18 protein-coding genes are annotated in these 17,824 nt (G+C 71.0%); 13 read left to right on the top strand and 5 right to left on the bottom strand.

Features of this window, described 5'->3' with window-relative positions:
- The first annotated feature begins 362 nt into the window (after positions 1 to 362).
- The 4 genes from purS (at position 363) to DLJ58_RS01550 (ending at position 4,803) form a co-directional block, all read left to right on the top strand.
- Positions 363 to 626: a phosphoribosylformylglycinamidine synthase subunit PurS gene (gene purS / locus DLJ58_RS01565; RefSeq protein WP_030491392.1), complete on the top strand. Its 264-nt coding sequence runs from the start codon at positions 363 to 365 to the stop codon at positions 624 to 626.
- The gene (gene purQ, locus DLJ58_RS01560; protein WP_124853507.1) at positions 623 to 1,306 is read left to right on the top strand and encodes a phosphoribosylformylglycinamidine synthase subunit PurQ; all 684 of its coding nucleotides are present in this window, start codon (positions 623 to 625) and stop codon (positions 1,304 to 1,306) included. Before purS ends, purQ begins: the two co-directional genes overlap by 4 nt.
- A 67-nt stretch (positions 1,307 to 1,373) precedes the next feature.
- Positions 1,374 to 4,043 carry a phosphoribosylformylglycinamidine synthase subunit PurL gene (gene purL, locus DLJ58_RS01555; RefSeq protein ID WP_124853506.1) on the top strand — a complete coding sequence of 890 codons (2,670 nt, stop codon included), beginning with the start codon at positions 1,374 to 1,376 and terminating at the stop codon, positions 4,041 to 4,043.
- Between the two features lie 4 nt (positions 4,044 to 4,047).
- Positions 4,048 to 4,803 carry a 2-phosphosulfolactate phosphatase gene (locus DLJ58_RS01550; protein WP_112586203.1) on the top strand — a complete coding sequence of 252 codons (756 nt, stop codon included), beginning with the start codon at positions 4,048 to 4,050 and terminating at the stop codon, positions 4,801 to 4,803.
- Between the two features lie 174 nt (positions 4,804 to 4,977).
- Here the strand turns inward: DLJ58_RS01550 and DLJ58_RS01545 are convergent, their stop codons facing one another.
- On the bottom strand, positions 4,978 to 6,981 hold the full coding sequence (locus DLJ58_RS01545) for a carboxypeptidase-like regulatory domain-containing protein (protein ID WP_244218737.1): 2,004 nt from the start codon (positions 6,979 to 6,981) through the stop codon (positions 4,978 to 4,980).
- 161 nt (positions 6,982 to 7,142) lie between these two features.
- On the opposite strand from DLJ58_RS01545, the gene DLJ58_RS01540 reads away from it, so the two are divergent.
- From DLJ58_RS01540 to amcA, 5 genes are all read left to right on the top strand, one after another.
- Positions 7,143 to 7,496 (top strand): sterol carrier family protein, encoded by a 354-nt coding sequence (locus DLJ58_RS01540; RefSeq protein ID WP_244218736.1) that lies wholly within the window; start codon positions 7,143 to 7,145, stop codon positions 7,494 to 7,496.
- Positions 7,497 to 7,664: 168 nt separating this feature from the next.
- On the top strand, positions 7,665 to 9,203 hold the full coding sequence (gene purF, locus DLJ58_RS01535) for an amidophosphoribosyltransferase (protein WP_124853505.1): 1,539 nt from the start codon (positions 7,665 to 7,667) through the stop codon (positions 9,201 to 9,203).
- 57 nt (positions 9,204 to 9,260) lie between these two features.
- Positions 9,261 to 10,415: a phosphoribosylformylglycinamidine cyclo-ligase gene (gene purM, locus DLJ58_RS01530; RefSeq protein ID WP_124853504.1), complete on the top strand. Its 1,155-nt coding sequence runs from the start codon at positions 9,261 to 9,263 to the stop codon at positions 10,413 to 10,415.
- 130 nt (positions 10,416 to 10,545) lie between these two features.
- Entirely contained in the window at positions 10,546 to 11,649 is a 1,104-nt protein-coding gene (gene amcB / locus DLJ58_RS01525; RefSeq protein ID WP_341869889.1) for a cyclophane-forming radical SAM peptide maturase AmcB, read from the top strand.
- Positions 11,618 to 11,845 (top strand): multiple cyclophane-containing RiPP AmcA, encoded by a 228-nt coding sequence (gene amcA / locus DLJ58_RS01520; RefSeq protein ID WP_124853502.1) that lies wholly within the window; start codon positions 11,618 to 11,620, stop codon positions 11,843 to 11,845. Before amcB ends, amcA begins: the two co-directional genes overlap by 32 nt.
- Positions 11,846 to 11,980: 135 nt before the next feature.
- Here the strand turns inward: amcA and DLJ58_RS01515 are convergent, their stop codons facing one another.
- Both DLJ58_RS01515 and DLJ58_RS01510 read right to left on the bottom strand, forming a co-directional pair.
- On the bottom strand, positions 11,981 to 12,196 hold the full coding sequence (locus tag DLJ58_RS01515) for a DUF3073 domain-containing protein (protein WP_030332207.1): 216 nt from the start codon (positions 12,194 to 12,196) through the stop codon (positions 11,981 to 11,983).
- Positions 12,197 to 12,495: 299 nt separating this feature from the next.
- Positions 12,496 to 13,578 carry a Glu/Leu/Phe/Val family dehydrogenase gene (locus tag DLJ58_RS01510; protein ID WP_124853501.1) on the bottom strand — a complete coding sequence of 361 codons (1,083 nt, stop codon included), beginning with the start codon at positions 13,576 to 13,578 and terminating at the stop codon, positions 12,496 to 12,498.
- A gap of 193 nt (positions 13,579 to 13,771) precedes the next feature.
- Between DLJ58_RS01510 and DLJ58_RS01505 the strand changes: the two genes are divergently transcribed.
- Entirely contained in the window at positions 13,772 to 14,611 is an 840-nt protein-coding gene (locus tag DLJ58_RS01505) for a DUF8083 family protein (protein ID WP_124853509.1), read from the top strand.
- A 250-nt stretch (positions 14,612 to 14,861) separates the two neighbouring features.
- Positions 14,862 to 15,071 (top strand): BldC family transcriptional regulator, encoded by a 210-nt coding sequence (locus DLJ58_RS01500; protein WP_007073996.1) that lies wholly within the window; start codon positions 14,862 to 14,864, stop codon positions 15,069 to 15,071.
- Between the two features lie 69 nt (positions 15,072 to 15,140).
- Here DLJ58_RS01500 and DLJ58_RS01495 read toward each other — a convergent pair whose 3' ends face one another.
- Positions 15,141 to 15,530 carry a PPOX class F420-dependent oxidoreductase gene (locus tag DLJ58_RS01495; protein ID WP_124853500.1) on the bottom strand — a complete coding sequence of 130 codons (390 nt, stop codon included), beginning with the start codon at positions 15,528 to 15,530 and terminating at the stop codon, positions 15,141 to 15,143.
- Between the two features lie 54 nt (positions 15,531 to 15,584).
- On the opposite strand from DLJ58_RS01495, the gene DLJ58_RS01490 reads away from it, so the two are divergent.
- Positions 15,585 to 16,364 (top strand): class I SAM-dependent methyltransferase, encoded by a 780-nt coding sequence (locus DLJ58_RS01490; RefSeq protein ID WP_124853499.1) that lies wholly within the window; start codon positions 15,585 to 15,587, stop codon positions 16,362 to 16,364.
- A 52-nt stretch (positions 16,365 to 16,416) separates the two neighbouring features.
- Here DLJ58_RS01490 and DLJ58_RS01485 read toward each other — a convergent pair whose 3' ends face one another.
- Positions 16,417 to 16,704 carry a hypothetical protein gene (locus DLJ58_RS01485; RefSeq protein WP_091396025.1) on the bottom strand — a complete coding sequence of 96 codons (288 nt, stop codon included), beginning with the start codon at positions 16,702 to 16,704 and terminating at the stop codon, positions 16,417 to 16,419.
- Positions 16,705 to 16,881: 177 nt separating this feature from the next.
- Here DLJ58_RS01485 and DLJ58_RS01480 point away from each other — a divergent pair, with 177 nt between their 5' ends.
- A complete protein-coding gene (locus DLJ58_RS01480) occupies positions 16,882 to 17,739 on the top strand; it encodes a 3-hydroxyacyl-CoA dehydrogenase family protein (protein WP_124853498.1) in 858 nt (285 codons plus the stop codon).
- Positions 17,740 to 17,824 lie beyond the last annotated feature (85 nt).

The following is a 17,824-nucleotide window of genomic DNA, read 5'->3' as shown; positions in this document are numbered from 1 at the left end:
ACACCCTAGCGTTCGTCGGCAGCGTCAGATGTGGATAAGAGACAGGTGCAGGTGGGGGCGGCAACGGGGGTTCCCGCTAACGCCTGAATCGACTTACGTCGATGTACAGTAGGGCCCGACGCGGTCGTTATCAAGGATTTGATCGAGGCTGGTCAATGTAACGATTTGGCCACCCGTTGCGCCATGTATGCCCTGCTGAGGCCACCTGTAGCGCCTGGCGGGTCACAGTGGGCGTCGGTAATGTCGATCACTGCCTGAACTCCACCCGGCCGGTGCGTCCGCGGCGATATCTGCCAGGTACGCTGGCTGCGCTCGCCCATTGTGGGTCGGCACCCAACTGCGTACACAGTCAGGAGTGCCCAGTGCCTCGCGTCGTCGTCGACGTCATGCTCAAGCCCGAGATCCTTGATCCGCAGGGCCAGGCCGTCGCAAACGCGCTGCCCCGGCTCGGCGTCGGTGACGTCGCCTCGGTTCGGATCGGCAGGCGGATCGAGATCGAGTTCACCGGTGAACCGGACCTGGACCGCGCTCGGGAGATTGCCGACAAACTGCTCGCCAACCCGGTCATCGAGGACTTCACCGTCCGCCTGGTCGAGGCCGACGAGACTGCGGACGCCCGCTCGTGACCGCCCGGGTCGGTGTGGTCACCTTCCCCGGCTCGCTCGACGACGGGGACGCGGCCCGGGCCGTCCGGATCGCCGGCGCTGAGCCGGTACGGCTCTGGCACGGCGACCCGGAGCTGCACGGTGTCGACGCAGTCGTCCTGCCCGGCGGTTTCTCCTACGGTGACTACCTGCGGTGCGGCGCCATCGCCCGGTTCGCCCCGGTGATGGAGACGATCGTGGACGCCGCCCAGGGTGGTCTGCCGGTGCTCGGCATCTGCAACGGCTTCCAGATCCTCTGCGAGGCGCATCTGCTGCCCGGCGCGCTAACCCGCAACCAGCACCTGCACTTCCGCAACCGGGACCAGGTCCTGCGCATCGAGTCGGCCGGGACGGCGTGGACCAACGCGTTCCAGCCCGGCCAGGAAGTGCTCATCCCGGTCAAGAACGGCGAGGGCTGCTACGTCGCGGACACCGCGACGCTGGACCAGCTCGAAGCCGAAGGTCGGGTGGTCGCCCGCTACCTCGGCGGCAACCCCAACGGGTCCCAGCGCGACATCGCCGCGATCACCAACGCCGCCGGCAACGTGGTCGGCATCATGCCGCACCCGGAGCACGCGGTGGAGGCGCTCACCGGCCCTTCGCTGGACGGCCTCGGCTTCTTCACGTCGGTCCTCAAGCACCTGGTGGGGGCGCCGGCATGACCGGCGGCACGATCATCGGTCAGCTCAACCGCCGGTCTGGCGGGCACGAGCGCAGCGAGGAGAGGTCATGACCACCCATCCGGACCCGGTACGGGACACACCGGAGGCGTACTCCGCCCCGGCGCAGCCGGCCGAGCCGAACCCGGCGCAGCCGGTCGCCCCGGCGACCGCTCCCGCCCAGCCGGCCGCCGCCGTCTGGACCGAGGGCGTGGACACCGTTCCGCGCGCCGGTGGCACCCCGGGCGAGCTTCAGCCGTACACCGAGCTGGGCCTGCGCGACGACGAGTACGACCGGATCCGGCAGATCCTCGGCCGCCGGCCCACGCAGTCCGAGCTGGCGATGTATTCGATCATGTGGAGCGAGCACTGCTCCTACAAGTCGAGCAAGGTGCACCTGCGCCAGTTCGGTGAGAAGGCCCCGCACAGCGACCGGATGCTCGCCGGCATCGGTGAGAACGCCGGTGTCGTGCAGATCTCCGACGAGCTCGCGGTGACCTTCAAGGTCGAGTCGCACAACCACCCGAGCTTCGTCGAGCCGTACCAGGGCGCGGCGACCGGCGTCGGTGGCATCGTCCGGGACATCCTCGCCATGGGTGCCCGCCCGGTCGCGGTGATGGACCCGCTGCGCTTCGGTGCCGCGGACCACCCGGACACCGCCCGGGTGCTCACCGGTGTGGTCGCGGGCGTCGGCGGCTACGGCAACTGCCTGGGCCTGCCCAACATCGGTGGAGAGTTGGTCTTCGACCCCTCCTACCAGGGCAACCCGCTGCTCAACGCGCTCTGCCTGGGCGTGCTGCCGGTCAGCCGGCTGCAGAACAAGGCCGCCGCCGGCCCGGGCAACGTTGTCGTCCTGATGGGCGCCAAGACCGGCCGCGACGGCATCGGCGGCGTCTCGGTGCTCGCCAGCGCCACCTTCGACGAGGGCAGCGAGGCGCGTCGCCCCGCCGTGCAGGTGGGTGACCCGTTCACCGAGAAGCTGCTGATCGAGGCGTGCCTCGAGCTGTACGACGGCCAACTGGTCGTCGGCATCCAGGACCTCGGCGGCGCCGGTCTGACCTGCGCGCTCACCGAGACCGCCGCCGCTGCCGGCACCGGCATGCGGGTCTGGCTGGAGCGGGTGCCGCTGCGCGAGCCCTCGATGGACCCGCACGAGATTCTGGCCAGCGAGTCGCAGGAGCGGATGCTGCTGGTCGTCGCGCCGGACAAGCTCGACGCGGTGCTCAAGACCTGCGAGAAGTGGGGCGTCCTCGCCACCGCGATCGGTGAGGTCACCGCACCGGAGCCGGACGGCAGCCCCGGTCGCCTGCTGATCACCTGGCAGGACCACCTCGTCGTCGACGTGCCGCCGGGTTCGCTGGTCGACGACGGCCCGGTCTACGCCCGACCGATGCGTGAGCCGGCCGACCTGATCCTGCTCCAGGCCGACCGGGCCGAGACGCTGCCCCGCCCGGCCGACCCGGAGGCGCTGCGGGAGACCGTGCTGCGCATGATCGCGTCGCCCAATCTGGCCGACAAGTCCTGGGTCACCGAGCAGTACGACCGCTACGTGCTGGGCAACACCGTGCTCGCCCAGCCGGAGGACGGCGGCGTGATCCGGATCGACGAGCGGACCGGGTTGGGTGTGGCGCTCTCGGTGGACGGCAACGGCCGGTACGCCCGGCTCGACCCGTACAACGGCACCAAGCTGGCCCTGGCCGAGGCGTACCGGAACGTGGCGGTGACCGGCGCGAAGCCGATCGCCGTCACCGACTGCCTCAACTTCGGCTCCCCGGAGGACCCGGGCGTGATGTGGCAGTTCGCCGAGGCCGTCCGCGGCCTGGCGGACGGCTGCCTGGAGCTGGGCATCCCGGTGACCGGCGGCAACGTCAGCTTCTACAACCAGACCGGTGCCGCGGCCATCCACCCGACCCCGGTGGTCGGTGTGCTGGGCGTGCTGGACAACGTCGCCGACCGGGTGCCGATGGGCTTCGTGCCGCGCGCCGGTGGCGACCACGACCAGCTCTACCTGCTCGGCGAGACGAACGTGGAGCTGTCCGGCTCGGAGTGGGCCTGGGTGACGCACGAGCACCTCGGTGGTATTCCGCCACAGGTCGACCTCCTCCGCGAGAAGGCGCTGGCCGAGCTGCTGGCCGAGGCGGCCCGCGTCGGTCACCTGGCCTCCGCGCACGACCTCTCCGACGGCGGTCTCGCCCAGAGCCTGGTCGAGTCCTGCCTGCGTCGCGGCGTCGGTGCCCGGGTCGCGGTGCCGGAGCAGTTCGCCGAGGGTTCGATGCCGTTCGTCTACCTGTTCAGCGAGTCCGCCACGCGGGCGCTGGTCTCGGTGCCGCGCGGCCACGACAAGGCGTTCGCGGCGCTCTGCGCCGAGCGGGGCGTGCCGTTCGAGCTGATCGGCGTCACCGACCCGTCCGGTGGGGCGCTCGAGGTGCACGGCCAGTTCCGGATCGGCCTGGACGAGCTGCGCACCGCGCACACCGAGACGTTGCCGCGCCTCTTCGGGGGTTCGGCGGCCGTCGAGGTGCCCGCGCCGGCTGCCGGCGTGGCGGGTGCGGTCGAGGCCGTCCCGTTGCCGGGCGAGCCGGCCGAGCCGGTCGACGCGGCCGAGGTGGTCTCCGAGCCGATCGCATCCTCGGGTCCGTCTCCGGAGACCGGCGCGGTCGAGCCGATCGGGTCGGAGCAGCCCGGCGAGGTGTCCGAGTCTGACTCCGGTGTCACCGAGCCGTCGCCTGACGAGCGCTGAGGCGTTGACGGCCGCCGTCTACGGCCAACCCGGATCGGGTGCCCGGTTCGACTGGGGGCTGACCGGGGCGGCCGAACTCGGCCGGGTCTGCGCGGCGCTGGTGGTGGTGGACGTTCTCTCGTTCACCACCGCCGTGGAGGTGGCGGTCGCCCGGGGCATGCGGGTGCACCCGTTCCCCTGGGGTGAGCAGGCCGCCGAGTACGCCGTCCGGGTCGGCGCGACCGCTGCGGTCGGGCGGCGGCAGACGACTGCGGAGCATCCGTGGTCGCTCTCGCCCGCCGCGCTGAGCAGCGCACCGGTGGTGGCGGACCTCGTGCTGCCCTCCCCGAACGGCTCGGCCATCAGCGCCGCCGCCAGCGCCACCGGCCTGCCGGTGGTCGCGGCGTGCCTGCGCAACGCGCGCGCCGTCGGGCATTGGCTGCGCCGCCAGGGGTACGGCACGCTGGACGCCCCGATCGGCGTGATCGCGTCGGGGGAGCGGTGGCCGGACGGGTCACTGCGGCCGTCGGTGGAGGACCAACTCGGCGCCGCCTCGGTGCTGGACGCCCTCTCCGGCGTGCCGGGTGGGCTCTCGGTGGAGGCGGCCATGGCGCTCGCCGCGCTGGCGAGCACCCCGGATCTGCCCGCCGCGGTGCGCGGCAGCGTCTCCGGACGGGAGTTGACCGAGAGCGGCTTCGCCGCGGACGTGGACGTCGCCGTCCGGATCGGCGTGTCGGACGTCGTCCCGGTGCTCCACCAGGGCGTCTTCTCCGCCGCCTGACCGCGCCGGCCCGCGCGGGCCCGCGCCGGGCCCGCGCCTTGTGATCAACTCGGCTTTCAGGAAATCGGGGTGTCCAGGGCGGCGGGATGGCCCGACTTCCTGAAAGCCGAGTGGGTCTTGCAGCGAAACGGCCACCCGGATCTCCGGGTGGCCGTTTCATGTGCTGTGGTGGGGTCAGTCGTCCAGCCAGTCGAGGCGGCGACCGCCGCGCTCGGTCGGCGGCGGGGTCTCCGGTCGGTTCCGCCCGGCGGGCTGGCCGTAGCCGCCCTGGTCGTAGCCCCGGTCGTCGTAGCCGCCGCGCTGCTGCGGAGGCTCCTGGCCGTAGTTTCCGCCCTGGTCGTATCCGCCGGTGGGCTGGCCGTAGCCGCCCTGGTCGTAGCCCCGGTCGTCGTAGCCGCCGCGCTGCTGCGGAGGCTCCTGGCCGTAGTTTCCGCCCTGGTCGTATCCGCCGGCCGGTTGACCGTAGCCACCCTGGTCGTACCCGCCAGCCTCCGGAGCGCCGTATCCCGCGGTCGGCTCGGCGGCGCGACCGCCGTACGGGGCGGCATCGGGCTGGCCGTACCCCTGCCCCTGCTCCGGCTGGTAGACGCCGGTGGCGTACGGGTCGGCCGGAGCCGGGTACTGGGTGCTGTCACCGGTGTACCGGCCGGTCGGCTCGTCGAACCGCTCGCCGTAGGCCGCCCCGCCTGCGGGCGCCGGCGGGTAGGCGGCTGTGCCGCCCGGGGCGTCGTAATCACGACCGCCGTAGCCGCCGCCGGAGGCTGGAGCGTTCCCGTAGCCGGCACCGGAGGCCGGAGCATTGCCGTAACCGGCACCGTAACCGTCACCGGCCGCACCGGCGCCGTAGCCGCCCTCTGGGCCGGCCGGAGTGCCGTAGCCGCCACCGGAAGCGGGGGCGTTGCCGTAGCCGCCGGCACCGTACCCGGCGGACGCTGGCTCCTCGCCGTAGCCGGCGCCACCCCAGCCCTGCTGACCCGCGCCGCCGTAGGGCTGGGCAGGCGCGCCGTACGGGTCCGGCGGAACGTCGTCGACCACCGGGCGGTGCATCATCGTCGGCGCCTCGCTCAGCGCCGCGCCGCCGACCATGGTCGGGTCCGCTCCACCGCCGGGACGACCGCCGACCACCCGGGTCTGGTCGTCGGGACCGTGGAATCCGCCGCGCGAAGGCGGCACCACTCCGCCGCCACCGGCAACTGCCGAAGCGTCGTCGTCGTCGCCGTTCTCCCTGCGCTTCATCCAGAGCAGCACGATCGTGCCGACACCGGCGGCGACCAGGAGACCACCGAGCAGGATGATCAGGTACGAGCTGAAGCCGCCGCCGTCCTCGTTGTTCGCGGCGTTCGCCGGAGCAGCCTGGCTGGCCTCCTCGGTGGGCTCCTCAGCGGTGCCCTCCTCGGTCGCCTCCTCGGTGGGGGTGGCCTCGGGAGTGGCGGACGGGGTGGCGCTGGGCGTCACCTCGACCTTGATCGCGAGGCTGAGCCGCTGACCCGTGACGGCCTGCCCGGCGTTGGCGTTGAAGGACTTGAACGCCTTGATGTTGTCGAACGACGCACCCAGGTCGATCCGGCCGGGGGCGATCGGGTTCTGGGTCGTACCGGTGAACCGGAAGTCGCCGTTGTCGTTGCTGGTGGCGTCGTAGCGGTGACCGGCGGTGTCCTGGAGGACCACGAACGCGTTCGGCACGGCCTTGCCGTTTGACTGCGCGACCACCTTGCCGGCGACCGACCGCACGGTCTGGTTCTGCGGCGGCGGCGGAGCGGCCTTGCCCTTCACGGTCAGCGAGACGGTGGCGGTGTCCGGGCCGGACTCGGCCTCGACCGCCACCGTGATGGTCGCGGTCGCGTCGCCAGCGTTGTCGTTGGCCGCGATCCTGACCAGCACCGACCCTGTCGGGTTGCCCAGGCCGCCGCCGGAGAGTTTGACGTCACCGCAACCACTGGCGCAGCTGACGCCGGACGGCAGGCCGGAGAGGCTGACCTTCGCCGACTCGTCGCCATTACCCCCAGTGACGCGCACGGTGATCGTGGCGTCGCTACCGGCGTTTACGGTGATCGAGCCGGGGGAAACGTTGACATCCGCGGCCATGGCTGGTGTGGCGGGGACGGCGAGCAGAGCGCCGGCAACCAGCGCTACGACCACACCGGCCCGCTGCTTCCAGGCACGTCGGTGTGTTGACACGTCCACCGCCTTCCGGGCTGACTTCCCTCTGACCGGCGGGGCGCCGGGCCGGGGATCATCACGGTACGAATACGCCGTCGGCAACTATGCCTTGTCCGACTGCATGAGCGCGACCCAGGGCCAGCGTCGCGTGTCTGGCCGGGGGGTCGTATCGTCCCGTCGTGTCCTCTCCGCACAGTAAGTCCGCTGCCGTTACGGCCGCGTTGTCGGCGCTCGACGAGGGGCGTACGCCCGAACGGCCGGTGTTCCGAGAGGCGGTCCGGTCGTTGTTGGCCGTCCTCGCGGAGCGCGCCCCCGGCCGATCGGTGGAGGTGCGCGTCCCACCATACGGGGCGATCCAGTGCGTACCCGGGCCTCGACACACCAGGGGAAATCCACCAAACGTGGTCGAGATGGCCCCGAACACCTGGTTGGAGCTGGCAACCGGCAGGGTTGCCTGGGCGGAGGCGGTCACCGACGGTCGCGTCCAGATGAGTGGCAACCGCGCGGACCTCTCGGCGTATCTGCCCCTCTAGTCGTCCCGATGTCCCACTCGCTGTGACGGTGAGCAGCGGAATCGTGACTTTCTGTATTGACGTCGATTCGCGTACACTGTCAGGCGACGACAGTGGTCCCGGCAGAGGAGAGTGGATCCGCCCGTGATCCCCGCCCGGCCGGTCCAGACCAGCATGAGGGAGCGGTAGGTGCCCCGAGGCGACGGCCGGCTGAGCCACGACCTTGACCCCCAACGACCTGGCCCCCAGGATGCCTGCGGCGTCTTCGGCGTCTGGGCCCCCGGCGAAGAGGTTGCCAATCTGACCTACTTCGGCCTCTACGCCCTACAGCACCGCGGCCAGGAGGCGGCGGGCATCGCGGTGAGCGATGGCTCCGGCGTGGTGGTCTACAAGGACCTCGGCCTCGTGGCGCAGGTCTTCGACGAGCCCACCCTGGCCAGCCTGCGTGGTCACCTGGCGATCGGGCACGCCCGATACTCCACCACCGGCGCGTCCAACTGGGAGAACGCCCAGCCGACGATCCGGTCGACCACCTCCGGCACGACCATCGCGCTGGCCCACAACGGCAACCTGGTCAACACGGCCGAGCTGGAGAAGGAGGTCGCCGAGCGCGGCCTCATCGCGGACGGCTCGACAAACGACACCTCCCTGGTGACGATGCTGCTCGCCAGCCGACCGGATCTTTCGGTCGAGGCGGCCGCGCTGGAGGTGCTGCCGCAGCTGCGCGGCGCGTTCAGCTTCGTCTTCATGGACGAGGCGACCCTCTACGCGGCCCGCGATCCGCACGGCGTCCGCCCGCTGGTGCTCGGCCGCCTGGAGCGCGGCTGGGTCGTCGCCAGCGAGACGGCCGCCCTGGACATCGTCGGCGCCAGCGTGGTGCGCGAGGTCGAGCCGGGCGAGCTGATCGCGATCGACGAGAACGGGCTGCGCTCCACCCGGTTCGCCGCGCCGGAGCCGAAGGGCTGCCTTTTCGAGTACGTCTACATCGCCCGCCCTGATGCCACGATCGCCGGGCGCAACGTCCACTCGGCGCGGGTCCAGATCGGCCGGCAGTTGGCCAAGGAGCACCCGGTCGAGGCCGACCTGGTGATCCCGGTGCCCGAGTCGGGCACCCCGGCTGCCATCGGGTACGCGGAGGCGTCCGGCATCACGTACGGCGCCGGCCTGATGAAGAACCCGTACGTGGGTCGCACCTTCATCCAGCCGTCGCAGACCCTGCGTCAGCTCGGCATCCGGCTCAAGCTCAACCCGCTGCGGGAGAACGTCCGCGGCAAGCGGTTGGTGGTCGTGGACGACTCGATCGTGCGCGGCAACACCCAGCGCGCCATCGTGCGGATGCTGCGTGAGGCAGGGGCGCTGGAGGTGCACGTCCGGATCTCCTCCCCGCCGGTCAGCTGGCCGTGCTTCTACGGCATCGACTTCGCCACCCGGGCGGAGCTGCTGGCCAACGGGTTGGACAACGACGGCATCCGGCGCTCCATCGGCGCCGACACGCTGGGCTTCGTTTCCCTTCCCGGCCTGATCGCCGCGACCGAGCAGCCGAAGACCAGGCTGTGTCGGGCGTGTTTCGATGGGGAGTACCCGATCGAGTTGCCAGCCGGCAACCTGATCGGCAAGCACGTGCTCGAAGGGGTGGGTCGACGCGTCGCCAACTCGGCGCCGGAGGCCCCGCACACCAACGGCTCGTCCGTCGCCACTCCGGGTGGCGTTACCGCAAACCGCCCGTAGCACCAACCGGCGCGGCCCGGCTACCGCCGGCGGCACCGAGAACCAAAGGGGAGAACCGTGACGCACGTGTCCGAGCGCAACGGCGCAGGAAGCAGCCCGACCGGCGCCGGCGGCGACCGCCAGCCGTGGACGGGCGGTGCTGGCCGCCAGGCGCGCAAACGCTCGGTCTCGTACGCCGACGCCGGTGTCTCCATCGACGCGGGTGACCGCGCGGTGGAGCTGCTCAAGTCGAAGGTGCGGCAGACCCGCCGTCCCGAGGTGCTCGGTGACCTCGGTGGCTTCGCCGGCCTGTTCCGGCTGGACACGAAGAAGTACAAGAGCCCGATCCTGGCGTCCTCCACCGACGGGGTGGGCACCAAGCTGGTGATCGCCCAGCAGATGGACATTCACGACACGGTCGGCATCGACCTGGTCGCGATGGTCGTCGACGACCTGGTGGCCTGCGGCGCCGAGCCGCTGTTCCTGCTCGACTACATCGCCACCGGCGAGGTCGTGCCGGACAAGGTCGCCGAGATCGGCGCGGGCATCGCCGACGGCTGCCGCTACGCCGGCTGCGCGCTGCTGGGCGGGGAGACCGCCGAGCACCCCGGCGTTCTGCGTCCGGACGAGTACGACATCTCCGCGACCGGCGTGGGCGTGGTCGAGGAAGCCGACATCCTGAGCCCCGACCGGGTCGAGGTGGGCGACGTGGTGATCGCCATGCGCTCCTCGGGCCTGCACTCCAACGGATACTCGCTGGTCCGGCACGTGCTGCTGGGCGCGGCCCGGATGCGTCTGGACATCGTGATCGACGACTTCGGTCGGCAGCGGACCCTCGGCGAGGAGTTGCTCACGCCGACCAAGATCTACGCCAAGGACTGCCTCAAGCTGATCGCCGAGGCCGAGGTGCGGGCGCTGTCCCACATCACCGGTGGCGGCATCCCCGGCAACCTGGTCCGGGTGCTGCCCGAGCACGTCGACGCGGTGGTCAACCGGTCCACCTGGAAGCCGCAGCCGATCTTCGACCTGATCCAGACGAAGGGTCGGATCGACGACCACGACATGGAGTCGACCTTCAACATGGGCGTCGGCATGTTCGCGATCGTCTCGGCCGAGGACGCCGACCGGGCGCTGGCCACCCTGACCGGCCGTGGCGTCGAGGCGTGGCAGGCCGGCGAGATCATCGAAGGCACCGGCAACGTGCAGATGGTCGGTCAGCACACCCGAGGATGATCACTTTCCGGTGATCGTACGGGCACCTGATCAGGGCTTCACCCGAGTGGCCAATGCCGCCTAGCCTGAAGGGCACCCTCAGGCTAGGCGGAGGAGGGCGATGGCTGCTCGGGGACAGTCGTTCAGCGGGATGCGCGGTCTGGCCGCCGTCCCGTCGTACGTCGTCATGCAGCCCACCACCCTCTGCAACCTCGACTGCGCGTACTGCTATCTACCGTTTCGCGCCGCCGACCGCCGGATGCCGGTGGCGGTGGCCGAGGCGGTCGCGGCGGCGGTCAATCCCTGGGCGGCGAACGGTCGGTTCTCCGTGGTGTGGCATGGCGGCGAGCCCCTGGCCGCCGGTCGAGAGCACCTGGCCGATCTGATCGCCCCGTTCGGGCCAGAGGTCGAGCACCATGTGCAGACCAACGCCACCCTCATCGACGACGACTGGTGCGACTTCTTCGTCCGGCACGAGATGCGGGTGAGCGTGAGCGTCGACGGGCCCCGGGCGCGCAACGGCGACCGGGTCAACCGGGGCGGTCAGCCGGCGTACGACCGGATCCTGCACGGCATCTCGGTGCTGCGCCGGCGCGGTCTGCCCTTCTCCGCGCTGGCCGTGGTGTCCCGGCCCGAGCCGGGGCTCGCCACCGAGTTGTACGACTACTTCCTCGAGCTGGGCTGCGACGTGTTGGGCATCAACATCGAGGAGACCGAGGGGGTCAACACCCGCGACAACCGCCACGACCCGTCGGCGGTGTCCGCGTTCTGGGCGGAGTTGGTCGGGGCGTGGCGCCGGGAGCCCCGGATCCACCTCCGCGAGATCGAGTGGTCGTTGCGCTACGCCGCGGCGGTGCTCGACAACTCGGCGGACGGGGTGCTGCCCCGCCACCTGGACCCGATCCCGACGATCGGTCACGACGGTTCGGTGATCGTGCTCTCCCCGGAGCTGGCCGGTTTCACCGACCCCCGCTACGGCGACTTCAGCAGCGGCAACGTGCTGACCACCCCGTTGGCGCAGATCCTCGGCGACGCGGCGACGACGCCGTGGGTGAAGGAGTTCCTGGCCGGGGTGGAGGCGTGTCGGGCGTCCTGCCCGTACTTCGGCTTCTGCGGTGGTGGCCATGCCGCCAACCGCTACTTCGAACTGGGGCGTTTTGACGGTACGGAGACCGAGCACTGCCGCAACAGCAAGATCCGCCTATTGGAGGGAGTGTTGGAGCATGCCCGAGACCACCAGTCACCGGCGGCCTGAGCGCGAAGCGGACGACGGAGTCACCGAACGGGTGCGGGACGCGGCTCCCGCGCTCGTCGCACTGCTTCAGGAGGCCGAGGACGCACGGCGGCTGCGTTCGGAGGTGTCGGGCGGAGAGGGCTCCAGCGCGGTCTGCGCCTGGAACCACTTCGAGAACATCCCGACGTTCTACAACTGGAACAATCGCCCGCGCTGAGGAAGCCGTTGTCAGGGGCCTGTCGAGCGGCCGGAGTGATCCGGTCGGGCCAGGCCCCTGATCGTCGGCGACTGCACCTGCACGGGACGTGCGTGAGCACGCGGGGGTTACCGCGTGCTCAGCTGCGTCGAGAGGTCAGCGGGTCGGACGGACCCAGGGATCCGGATCGTCGTCCGCGTGATCCTCATCATCGTCGTCGACGAACTCTTTAGAGTCGTCGTCGAAGTGGTGCTCAGACTTACCAGCACCCGCCAGTTCGCGCTGCAAAGCGGTGAGGTCGGTGTTCGGGGAGTGGTACTTCAACTCCCGCGCCACCTTAGTCTGCTTGGCCTTAGCACGGCCGCGCCCCATGGCTCGACCCCCTCGCACAGAATGCGGGGCAGCCCGAAGGCGGGCCCCGATGACGTCAGGCATCTCTCGTGGCTCTTACGGTACATGGGGATGCCATCGTTCGGCACCTCGGGTTACCGTCAGCCGGCTCTGCGCGTCGCGTCGATCCGGCCGTCACCCAGTGTACCGGGTAAGGAGCGGAACGGTTAGCACCCGTGACACCGGACAAACCGCATCAAATTTGATCCCGGCTCAGCTTACCCAGCGACGCCCGGCACCGGGGCCCGGAGGCGGATCTCTCGATCCGCCCCCGGGAACACTCAGCGCAGGTGGATCGCGCGCAGCCGGCCGACATCGGCCATCCGCCGCTCCGCCAGACGGTCGGCGGCCACCGCCGGCGGCACGCCCTCCGCGTCAGCCAGGTGCAGGATCTCGCGGGTGGTGTCGTAGATCCGGGTCGCCCGCAGCTTCGCCCGGTCGAAGTTGAAGCCCTCGATCTCGTCGGCCACCTGGATCACGCCGCCCGCGTTGACCACGTAGTCCGGGGTGTAGAGGATGCCCCGGTCGGCCAGCAGCTTCTCGATGCCCGGGTGGGCGAGCTGGTTGTTCGCCGCCCCGGTGACCACCTTGGCGCGCAACGCCGGCACGGTGTCGTCGTTCAGGGCGCCGCCCAGCGCGCACGGCGCGTACACGTCGATGTCCGCGGCGACCAGGGCGCTGGCGTCGTCGACGAGGGTGACCTGCGGGTGGTTGCTGCGCACCCACGCCAGTGCCTTCGGGTTGACGTCGGTGGCGACCACCTCGGCGCCATCCTCCAGCAGGTGCCCGGTCAGGTACTTGCCGACCTTGCCCAGCCCGGCCACGCCGATCCGCCGGCCACGCAGGCTCGGGGTGCCCCACACGTGCTCGGCCGCGGCACGCATCCCCTGGAAGACACCCCAGGCGGTGAGGATCGACGAGTCGCCGGCACCGCCGTGCTCCACGCTGCGCCCGGTCACGTAGCGGGTCTCCCGGGCCACGACGTCCATGTCCGCGACGTACGTGCCGACGTCACAGGCGGTGTAGTAGCGGCCGCCCAGCGACTCCACGAAGCGGCCGTACGCGCGCAGCAGCGCCTCGCTCTTGATCTGCTCCGGGTCGCCCCAGATGACGGCCTTGCCGCCGCCCAGGTCCAGCCCGGCGAGCGCGTTCTTGTACGCCATCCCACGGGACAGGTCCAGCACGTCGGCGAGGGCGTCGTCCTCGCTCGCGTACGGGTAGAAGCGGGTGCCCCCGAGCGCCGGGCCCAGCGCGGTGGAGTAGATCCCGATGATCGCCTTCAGGCCGCTCTGCTTGTCCTGGCAGAACACGACCTGTTCGTGACCGGTCGATACCGGGTCGTCGGTGCTCGCGAATACGCCCATGGTTGGCTCCTACTGTGGTGTGCATCCTTGTGGGACGCGGACCTGGTGGACCCCGGCGGGGATGCTGCCGGTGTGATCGAGCCTAGTATCGGCCGCCGGGCAGGCGCTCGACGCGCCGCCGCCGTCCCACGGTGCGGCGCGCGTGCTCCGGCCGCTGACCGCGTACGGGCGTGGTTCATGGGAGGATCGCGCGGTGCCGTCGCTCTTCGCTTCTTACCTGCGCGTGTACGAACCGCTGGCCGCCTTCGATCGAGACCGGCAGAGCTACTGGCGCCGCTACGTCTCGGAGGGGCGCGCGATCGCCCCGGTCGAGGGGCCCGGTCGGCAGCGGACGGCGGTGATCGAGGCGCTGGGTGCTGGCTGGACCCGGCTGCCGGACCTGCCGGAGGAGGCGTACGTCCTGGAGACGGACGACGGCCTGCTGGTCTGCCCGTGGAACCTGCGCATCCGGGTCGCTGAGGCGGCACTCAGCGCCCGGGACGGGGTGCCCTCGGTGCTCGCCGACGCCTTCGTGCCGCCGGTGCTCGCCGGGCAGGCCAGGGCGGTGGTGGACGACTGGCGCAGTGGCGCCCGGGTGCTGGAGCACGGGGTGCCCCGGGTGCACGAGCAGATCGCCACCTGGGGCGTACCGCTGCGGTGGTTCGTGCTCTTCGACCCGGCGGAGCGGGACCTGGTCACCCAGCCGGGCCGGCGGGCGTTGCGCTACCGCACCGAGATCTCCAAGGCTCGACGCCGCTCGTCGCGGGCGCTGTCGGTGCTGCGCAAATCGGTGGGCGAGGCGCCGATCACCGAAGCGGTGGAGGAGGCGGCCCGCTGGCTGGAGGAGTTCCATCCGCGGTCAGTGGTCGAGCTGGACTACGGCGGTCTGGTCGACCTGCTCTCCGACGAGACGCTCGCCGCGGACGACTCGCCGGAGTTGGTTGCCAGCGGCCTCGCGGGGCTGTCGCGCGGCGAGGCCGAGGAGGCGTCGGCCGCGTACGACAAGTTGGTCGCTCGGTGGCGTGCGGTGCAGCTGTTGGAGCGGTGCAACTAGGGCATATCACCCTAGGAGCGCTCCCAAGGTGAGTTCTGCTCGTAGTTGACGCATCACGAACCGTGAGCATGAGTCCGAATAAGGTAGTTTCTGCCGTGTAAAAGTCGTAAAAATCGGGCATGGTTCATCCGTCCGTCTAGGGACCTTCATCCGTTCGGCCCATGTCGGACATCGGGGACTAGCCGGACCATGGGAGACGCGTCGGCCGGCGGGACCCCGGCCGATGTCTATACATGTGGAGGAGTGACCGATGGCATCGCGAACGCACGAACCAGAGCCGCTACTCACGCCGGCCGAGGTGGCGTCGATGTTCCGGGTCGACCCGAAGACGGTGACCCGTTGGGCCAAGGCTGGCAAGCTCAGTGCCATCCGCACCCTGGGTGGCCACCGTCGGTACCGTGAGTCGGAGGTCAGGGCGCTGCTGCAGGGCCAGATCCCGCAGCAGCGGCAGGGCGACTGAGCCGGCAAGAGTTCTTCGTCAGGGGCGGTGGATCTCGATCCGCCGCCCCTGACGTATGCCCGGCCGTGGTCAGCGCCGTGGCTCGGCCAACGTCACCCGGATGCCGACCGTGCCGCCCTCGCCGCGACGCAGCCGGCTGCCCAGCAGGCTGAGTCGACCGATCAGGCGGTACTTGTGCTTGAGCAGGTCGCGGACCCGACCGGTGTCACCGCCCCCGTAGATCGTCGCGTGAGCTGGCACCTCCGCCCCGTGTGGCCGACCCCGCACGTCGCACGGTGCCACGGTCACCTCTCCGTTGCGGCGGATCCGCTTCACCTTGCCCGAGTCGGCCCGGGTCCAGACGGCCAACGCCTCCCCGTCGCGCACCGCCCAGACCGGGGTCGGCACCGCCCGACCGTCCTTGCGGAAGGTCGTGAGCAGGATGTATTTCTCGGCCGACAGCCGGTCCAGCATGGTCACGCCGCCAGGATACGGCCGGCGCGGGCCACTGAGTGGCCGGATAGCGTGAACGTCGTGACGGTTGAGCCTCTAATCGGTGACGTGGTCGGCGAACTGCTGCGAGACACACTCGCCGTGGCCACCGGGGTAGGCCCCCGGCCCCTGGTCGGTGGTCGACTGCCGCGACCGGTCATCGAGATCATCGAACGGGACGACGGTCTGATCAACGGCGCCCCGTCCGCGCACTACCTGGACGGGCCGGCGGAGTGGCAGCCGTACGACCACCGCGCGGTGGACCGGGCGCACGGCGAGACGTTGGACATCGGCACCGGAGCCGGCCGGATCGCGCTGCTGCTCCAGGAGCGCGGCGTACCGGTCACCGGGCTGGACACCTCCGCGGGCGCGCTGGAGGTGAGCCGGCGTCGCGGTGTCCGGCGGCTGGTTCACGGCACCGTCGACACGCACGTCGCCGACGGGTCGCGGTACGACACGTTCCTGCTGCTCGGCAACAACCTCGGGCTGTTCGAGGGGCGGGAGCGCGCTCCCGAGTTCCTGGCCGCGCTCGCCGCGCTGGCCCGCCCGGGGGCGCAGATCATCGCGCAGGGCACCGACCCGTACGGCACCCGCGACCCGCTGCACACCGGCTACCACGAGCGCAACCGTCGGCGCGGCCGGCTCGGTGGCCAGCTACGGCTACGGCTGCGCTACCGCGAGTTGAGCACCGAGTGGTTCGACTACCTGGTCTGCTCGGCGGACGAGTTCGCCAGCCTGGTGCACGGCACCGGTTGGCGGCTCACCAATGTGGACGACCGCGACGCCCCCTACTACCTGGCCACCCTGCGCCTCGTCGACTGAGCAGGACGGCCCCCGTTCTCCGTCGGCGGAGAACCGGGGCCGTCCGTACGTCTCAGACCTGAACGGTCGGGGGGAGCTGCTCGGGCGGGAGGCCGCCGTCGCCGTCGACCACCTCGTCCGGTTGGCCGTCCTCGTCGATGTCGACCATGGTGATGTCCACCTTGCCGTCACCGTCGGTGTCGAACTGGAACAGGTCCGCCTTGCCGTCGCCGTCGGTGTCCACCACCCACACGTCGGTCTTGCCGTCGTTGTTGGTGTCGGCGCGCAGCAGTTCGACCCGCTCGTCGCCCCGGGTTTCCACGATCTCCCCGTCGGTGACGCTCTCCGGTGCCTGGCTCATGTCGATGCGGTCCTTCCCTCGGTTGACGGGCCGTCATTACCCGATCCGGCGCTCCCCCACGCATGGGCCGGGTCGTCGCGCTGTCTAGGGTCGCACCATGAGCGAGCGGAGCGGGCGGGACACCCGGGCCGGCGTAGCGGGGACCCCGCGCGTCGGCGGGCGGGACAGGGAGGCGTGATGAGCGATCGTTTCGTGGTCGTCGGTGCCGGCACGATGGGGCTCGGCATCGCGTACGTGGCGGCCGGTGCCGGGTACGCCGTCGAGTTGGTCGAGGTGGACCCCGAGCGGGGTGCGGCCGCGCTGAACCGGCTCGCCGAGCTGTGGGAGCGGGCGGTGCAGCGCGGGAAGCTGAGCGCTGACGAGGCCGCCACGAACCGGCAGCGGGTGACGCTGCGCCCGACCCTCGCCGAGGTCGCTCCCGCCCCCCAGGTGATCGTGGAGGCGGTGCCGGAGCGCCTCGAGGAGAAGCGTGCCGTGCTCCGGGACGCCGCCGCGCTGCGCCCGGCGCTGCTGGGCAGCAACACCTCCAGCATCGCCATCGGGGCGCTGGCCGCCGAGCTGGACGCGCCCGAGCGCTTCCTCGGCCTGCACTTCTTCAACCCGGTCTGGGCGATGGCGCTGCTGGAGATCGTGGTCGGCCCGGCCACCGCCGAGGAGACCACCGCCGCGGCCGTCGCGCTCGCCGGGCGGCTCGGCAAGGATCCCGTCGTCGTACGCGACATGCCCGGCTTCGCCACCTCCCGGCTCGGGGTCACCCTCGGGCTGGAGGCGATCCGGATGGTCGCCGACGAGGTGGCCAGCCCGGCGGACATCGACAAGGCCATGGTGCTCGGCTACCGGCATCCGATCGGGCCGTTGGAGCTCACCGACCTGGTCGGCCTCGACGTGCGGCTGGACATCGCCCGAACTCTCCAGGCCGCGTACGGGGACCGCTTCGCGCCGCCCCCGCTGCTGGTGGAGATGGTGGCCGCGGGGCGGCTGGGCAAGAAGTCCGGGCAGGGCTTCTACCGCTGGGAAGGCGGTGTCAGACAGTGAGCGCGAGGAGTGAGCTTGCGAGCCCCGCAGTCGCGAACGAAAGGTGGGCACAGTGAGCGCGAGGAGTGAGCTTGCGAGCCCCGCA

It is taken from the genome of Micromonospora arida, from assembly GCF_003857035.1.
Taxonomy (GTDB): domain Bacteria; phylum Actinomycetota; class Actinomycetes; order Mycobacteriales; family Micromonosporaceae; genus Micromonospora; species Micromonospora arida.
This window is presented reverse-complemented; position numbering and strand designations above follow the sequence as displayed.

Bases quoted from the DNA above. Each gene is read 5' to 3' on its own strand.
- purL (WP_124853506.1), top strand. From the start codon at position 1,374: ATGACCACCCATCCGGACCCGGTACGGGACACACCGGAGGCGTACTCC.
- amcB (WP_341869889.1), top strand. From the start codon at position 10,546: ATGCGCGGTCTGGCCGCCGTCCCGTCGTACGTCGTCATGCAGCCCACC.
- amcA (WP_124853502.1), top strand. From the start codon at position 11,618: ATGCCCGAGACCACCAGTCACCGGCGGCCTGAGCGCGAAGCGGACGAC.
- DLJ58_RS01515 (WP_030332207.1), bottom strand. From the start codon at position 12,196: ATGGGGCGCGGCCGTGCTAAGGCCAAGCAGACTAAGGTGGCGCGGGAG.
- DLJ58_RS01510 (WP_124853501.1), bottom strand. From the start codon at position 13,578: ATGGGCGTATTCGCGAGCACCGACGACCCGGTATCGACCGGTCACGAA.
- DLJ58_RS01500 (WP_007073996.1), top strand. From the start codon at position 14,862: ATGGCATCGCGAACGCACGAACCAGAGCCGCTACTCACGCCGGCCGAG.
- DLJ58_RS01485 (WP_091396025.1), bottom strand. From the start codon at position 16,704: ATGAGCCAGGCACCGGAGAGCGTCACCGACGGGGAGATCGTGGAAACC.
- DLJ58_RS01480 (WP_124853498.1), top strand. From the start codon at position 16,882: ATGAGCGATCGTTTCGTGGTCGTCGGTGCCGGCACGATGGGGCTCGGC.